Genomic DNA, 5055 nt, shown 5'->3' with positions numbered 1-5055 from the left:
ACGGCCCTGCTGCCGGCGGTGAGCAGGGCACACGCGACCGAGTGGGTGTCGCTGTCCGGTGTGGAGGGAGCACCGGTCGGCTCGGTGCAGGCATCGTTCGTCATCGACTCGTTGCACGGCCTGCCGGCGGCGATCGCCGTGTCCTATTGGAACGGAAGGGCGTTCGTGCCGGTTCGCAACACGCGGGTCCAGTGGGCGACGGAGTCCGGGAAACCGACCAGGGTCACCTTCACTCCGGTGAGCACCGGACGAATCCGGCTCGATCTGACCAGTCGAGCGCCGGGCACTACACGGGGGTTCCTCGGGATCACGGAGGTGCTGGCCGGACGTTAGCGAGGGAAGGGGTGGACCGTGTGGGTCCACCCCTTCCGGTCCGGAGAGCCCGAACGGAGAGTTGCCCGGTGGTTGCCTCTCGCCGTGTGTGATCGCACGCGCCGGCGTACTCCTGCGTGACACTCCCGGCCGCTTGACGGTCGTCCACGGGCCTCCTACCGTCCTGTTGGTAAGCGCTTTCCACGTTGTGTCACAACACTTCTTCTCCATCGTGTGCAGGAAGGTCGAATCCGTGTCGAACAGGGAATCGAACGGTTGGACGCGCAGGTCGTTGTTACGCGGTATGGCGATCGCCGGGGTCGCCCCACTGCTGCCGGGTACCGCGGGGGCGGCGCCCGGCAGCAGTGGGGTCGCCGGGGGCGGGTTCAGCCTCGTTCAGGACGGTGCCGCAGTGGACCTGTTCGTGGACCAGGTGGACGACCCCGCCGTCGCCCGTGCCGCGGGGGACTTGGCCGCCGATCTGGAACGGGTCAGCGGCGTGCGGCCACGCCTGCGCCGCACCACGTCCGGGATGTCCACGACGGCGGTGCTGATCGGCACCATCGGCGCGAGCCCGGTCATCGACCGCCTGATCGCGGAGGGGCGGCTGGACACCGCGGAGGTGGTGGGCCGGTGGGAGGCCTCGGTGACGCAGGTGGTGGAGCGCCCACTGCCGGGCGTGGACCGGGCGCTCGTGATCGCGGGAAGCGACCGGCGTGGCACGGTGTACGGCAGCTACGACATCTCGGAGCGGATCGGTGTGTCGCCGTGGTACTGGTGGGCCGACGTGCCGGTGGAACGCCGCACGACGGTGAGCGTCGAGGCGGGGCCGGTCAAGCGTCGTGAACCGTCGGTGCGTTACCGGGGCATCTTCATCAACGACGAGCGGAACCTGACCACGTGGTCCAACCGGACGCAGGAGCGGGACAAGAACATCGGCCCGGAGACGTACAAGAAGATCTTCGAGCTGCTGCTCCGGTTGAAGGCCAACTACCTGTGGCCCGCCATGCACCCGTACACCGATTACTTCAACAAGTACCCGGAGAACGCCCGGCTCGCCGACGAGTACGGGATCGTGATCGGCTCCAGCCACCCGGAAGCGTTGCTGCGCAACGGTGTCCACGAGTGGCAACCGTGGGCCGAGGCACACCGCAACCCCGACGGCAGCCTGCCGGAGTACGACTACACGGTGAATCCCCGCGTGATCGCCGACTACTGGCGGGCGCGGGCGCGGCAGAACGCCGCCTACGAGAGCTGCTGGACGATCGGCATGCGTGGCCTGCACGACTCCGGCTTCCAGACCCGCTACGCGAAGACGGTGCCGGAGAAGGTGGCGGTGATGAACCGGATCATCACCGACCAGCGCCGGATCCTGGCCGAGGAGGTCAAGGCCACCGCGGGTCCGCAGATCTTCATCCCCTACAAGGAGGTCCTGGACCTCTACAACGCGGGCGTGCAGGTGCCCGAGGACGTCACCCTCGTCTGGCCGGACGACAACCACGGCAACATGCGGCAGATGCCCACCAGCGCGGAGCAGCGGCGCCCCGGCGGCAACGGGCTCTACTACCACATCTCGTACTGGGGCACCCCGAAGAGCTACCTGTGGCTGGACACCACCCAGATCGGCAAGATCTGGCAGGAGCTGCGCCGCGCCCATGAGCACCGCGTCGATCGCCTGTGGGTCATCAATGTCGGCGACATCAAGTCGCAGGAGGCCGGACTGTCCTTCTGCATGGACCTCGCGTGGAACATCCACCGGTGGGGCCCTGAGAACATCGAGGACTTCCTGGTCGAGTGGACGGGCCGGCAGTTCGGGCGGCAGCACGGCAACGAGATCGCCACCATCCGCACGGAGTTCTACCGCCTCGCCGCCGAACGGCGCCCGGAGTTCGTCGACCGCGGCACGATCTCCCTGGTGCACCACGGTGACGAGGCGGGCGAGCGGATGGCCGCCTACCGGAACCTGCTGGAGCGGACGAAGGCGCTGGGCCGCAAACTGCCCGCGGCCTACCAGAACGCCTTCTACGAGCTGGTCGAGTACCCGGTGCACGGTGCCTACCTGATGAACCTCAAGTACTACTGGGCGGACTGCAACGCACTGGCGTCCCGGCAGGGCAGGGGAGCGGGGGTGAACAGGTACGCGGACCTGTGCGAGGCCGCGCACGCGGAGGAGGAGGCGCTCACCCGGCGCTACAACCTCGAGATCGCGGGTGGCAAGTGGAACGGCGTCGTCAACCCCTATCCCACCGACATCCCACAGGCGCCGGGCCGCCCGACCGTGGTCCGCGTGACGCCGCAGAACACCTCGGGGCTGGGTGTGGCCACCGAGGGCAACGAGACAGGCATCGCGCGGCCACTGTCCTTCTCCTCCTACCCGCGCGACCGCCGTTTCGTGGACGTCTTCAACACCGGATTCCGCTCCTTCACCTGGCGCGCCTCGACAAGCCACCCGTGGGTGCAGGTGAACTCGACCTCCGACACCGTCACCGACCAGGTTCGTGTGTGGGTTTCCATCGACTGGTCGCGGGCGCCTGTGGGCAGGAACGAGGCGAGGGTGACGTTCACCGGCGCGGGGAAGACCGTGTCCGTGCCGCTGCGCGTCAGCAACGACGGTGAGGAGGCACGCAGGCGCGCCACGGGATTCGTCGAGGCCCATGGCTACGTCTCGATCGACGCGGCGCACTTTCACGGCCGCGTGGCGCGTAGCGGTGCTGACTGGCGTGTGGTGCGCGGGCTCGGCAGGCGGCGGGCCGCGGTGGAGGCCGTTCCCTCGACCGCGACGCCCATCACCGACGGCGTGACGACCCGGTCGCCGGAGCTGACCTACCGGATCCTGTTCGCAGGTGCAGGGACTTTCCCGGTGACGGTGTTCCGCCTGCCGTCACTGGACGCGCGCGGGAACCGACGGCTCGCCATCGCACTCGACAACGGTCCCGCCGTGGTGCTGTCAGGTCAGGCCGTCGCCACGGGCAGGTGGGACGACGCGTGGGCGCGCAACGTCACCGAGGGCGTGGAGAAGCTCACCGGCTCGCTGACCGTCACCAGACCCGGCGAGCACGTGCTGCGCCTGCTGATGGTCGACCCCGGCATGGTCGTGGACCAGATCGTGGTGAACACAGGAGGCCTGCCGGCCACCTACCTCGCCCCGCCGGAGAGCTATCAGCCGGAGGCGGCGGATCGCGAGGTCCGCTAGGCCTGTAAACGCTTTCCTGGCTATCGGTCCGTCCACGCGCTGACAGGAGACATCACTGTGCATCGCCGACCCACACCACCCTCGGTGGACCGCTGGTCAGTTCAGGCCACGGCCCGTATCCGCCTCCTCGCAGGCGTTGTGTCCGTCATCGGCCCTCATCTGCTCCGGTCGTGTGGTCACGACTTTGCGACGCCGGACAGCAGATCGACGCGCCAGCGGTGACGCAGCCCGAGGAACAACGTGATCAGGGGAATGATCGAGAGCCGCCTGCTGGTGATCACGAGGTTGTGGAGGGCGGCGGTGAACGGGAATGTCCGGTCATCGGTGAGCACGACGTAGGGCAGCAGAAAGTTCTCCCGATGGCGGCGGACTGGAACAGGAAGAGCGTGACCGGCATCGCCAGCATCCTCTGCCAGGCGATCGAGGTGAGGAGCCACAGGTCACGGGCACCGTCCACGCGGAACGCACACCGGGTTCGCGGCGGCCAGGCAGATCCCGCCTGAAATATGGCGACGGTGAGCTGACCGCGGTGGCGTTGCGACGTGCCGGATTGCCGCGTGCGGTCGCGGTGTGGTGCCGCGACCGCACGTGCAGGTCGAGCTGAGGCCGGGCAGCCGGCACGAGTTCGACGGAAGGCCGGCGGCACCGTCCGCCCATCGGCGATCTTCGACAGCGCGGGAGCGGTATCGGCCGCGGCGCTGGGCACGCCGGACACCTCTCACGATGGCCAACCGACGCCGCTCACGTCAGATCTCCTTGATGAAGTTCAGCAATGCGGTGTTCACCTCGTCCGGGCGCTCCTGCGGGAGCCAGTGCCCGGCATCGGGGATGTCGACGATTCCGCGGAGGTTCGGGACGATCCGGTCGATTCCGCTGATGTCGGTGAACTGCCGGACGAGGTCGCGCTCACCGCTGAGGTAGAGCGCCGGCGGCGTGATCTGGGCGTGGTGCCAGGGGGAGGTCAGTTCCCAGTTGCGGTCGATGTTGCGGTACCAGTTCAGGCCACCGCTGAAGCCGGAACGGGTGAACGAGTCGACGGCCACGTCGATGTCCTCGTCGTCCAGCCAGTCCGGGAGCACCTGTGGTGCGGTGAACTGGTCGAGGAAGCCCGCCCCCGCCGGCACACCCGGCCGGTCCGTGGTGCCGCCGAGCAGCGTCCGGAACATCGTGCGCACGTCGGCTTCGAACTCGGCCTCCGCGACCCCGGGACGCTGGAAGTAGATCTGGTAGAAGCCCTCGCCGAAATGCTGACGCAACAGACTCAGGGGCGGAGCCGGAGACCGCGGTGCCGGTGGCACGCTGAGGCCGGCCACGCCGCGCACCAGGTCCGGCCGCAACAACGCGGTGTACCACGCGACGACGGCGCCCCAGTCGTGCCCGATCACGACAGCCTGTTCCTCGCCCAGCGCGTGGATCAACTGCGCCACGTCCCCCACGAGGTGCAGAATGCTGTACTGCTCCATGCTTTCCGCGCTGTCGGTGTGCCCGTAGCCGCGCTGGTCAGGGGCGACAACGTGATATCCGGCGTCCACAAGTGACTGGAACTGGTG

The 5055-nt window shown here is 68.3% G+C and carries 3 protein-coding genes and 1 pseudogene; 2 read left to right on the top strand and 2 right to left on the bottom strand.

What is annotated here, in order from left to right:
- Together UK23_RS45615 and UK23_RS45610 are read left to right on the top strand one after the other, a co-directional pair.
- Positions 1-333 (top strand): annotated as a pseudogene (locus UK23_RS45615) (beta-galactosidase); the annotation flags it as partial.
- 232 nt (positions 334-565) lie between these two features.
- On the top strand, positions 566-3505 hold the full coding sequence (locus tag UK23_RS45610; RefSeq protein WP_231114984.1) for a glycosyl hydrolase 115 family protein: 2940 nt from the start codon (positions 566-568) through the stop codon (positions 3503-3505).
- 176 nt (positions 3506-3681) lie between these two features.
- Here UK23_RS45610 and UK23_RS52360 read toward each other — a convergent pair whose 3' ends face one another.
- Both UK23_RS52360 and UK23_RS45600 read right to left on the bottom strand, forming a co-directional pair.
- Positions 3682-3942: a hypothetical protein gene (locus UK23_RS52360; protein WP_156213867.1), complete on the bottom strand. Its 261-nt coding sequence runs from the start codon at positions 3940-3942 to the stop codon at positions 3682-3684.
- A 309-nt stretch (positions 3943-4251) separates the two neighbouring features.
- The coding region (locus UK23_RS45600) for an alpha/beta fold hydrolase (RefSeq protein ID WP_045318096.1) at positions 4252-5055 on the bottom strand (804 nt) is incomplete at its 5' end.

This window comes from Lentzea aerocolonigenes (assembly GCF_000955955.1).
In the GTDB taxonomy this organism is placed as follows: Bacteria; Actinomycetota; Actinomycetes; order Mycobacteriales; family Pseudonocardiaceae; genus Lentzea; species Lentzea aerocolonigenes_A.
Note: the sequence above shows the minus strand (reverse complement) of the source record. Positions and strands in the feature narration are given on the sequence as shown.